Genomic DNA, 798 nt, shown 5'->3' with positions numbered 1-798 from the left:
CGACAAGTAGGGCGGGACACGAGAAATCCTGTCTGAAGATGGGGGGACCATCCTCCAAGGCTAAATACTCGTAATCGACCGATAGTGAACCAGTACCGTGAGGGAAAGGCGAAAAGAACCCCGGGAGGGGAGTGAAATAGATCCTGAAACCGTGTGCATACAAACAGTAGGAGCGGACTTGTTCCGTGACTGCGTACCTTTTGTATAATGGGTCAGCGACTTACATTCAGTGGCAAGGTTAACCATATAGGGAAGCCGTAGAGAAATCGAGTCCGAACAGGGCGTCCAGTCGCTGGGTGTAGACCCGAAACCAAGTGATCTACTCATGGCCAGGATGAAGGTGCGGTAACACGCACTGGAGGTCCGAACCCACTAATGTTGAAAAATTAGGGGATGAGCTGTGGGTAGGGGTGAAAGGCTAAACAAACTTGGAAATAGCTGGTTCTCTCCGAAAACTATTTAGGTAGTGCCTCAAGTATCACCATCGGGGGTAGAGCACTGTTATGGCTAGGGGGTCATCGCGACTTACCAAACCATTGCAAACTCCGAATACCGATGAGTGCGAGCTTGGGAGACAGACGTCGGGTGCTAACGTCCGGCGTCAAGAGGGAAACAACCCAGACCGCCAGCTAAGGTCCCAAAGATTGGCTAAGTGGAAAACGAAGTGGGAAGGCTAAAACAGTCAGGATGTTGGCTTAGAAGCAGCCATCATTTAAAGAAAGCGTAATAGCTCACTGATCGAGTCGTCCTGCGCGGAAGATGTAACGGGGCTAAGCCAGTCACCGAAGCTGCGGATAT

At 51.0% G+C, this 798-nt stretch carries 1 rRNA gene; it reads left to right on the top strand.

Annotation, left to right across the window (positions count from 1 at the left end):
* A 23S ribosomal RNA gene (locus H3H36_RS26310) occupies positions 1-798 on the top strand; the annotation flags it as partial.

The organism is Rugamonas fusca (assembly GCF_014042365.1).
GTDB classification, from domain to species: Bacteria; Pseudomonadota; Gammaproteobacteria; order Burkholderiales; family Burkholderiaceae_D; genus Rugamonas; species Rugamonas fusca.
Note: the sequence above shows the minus strand (reverse complement) of the source record. Positions and strands in the feature narration are given on the sequence as shown.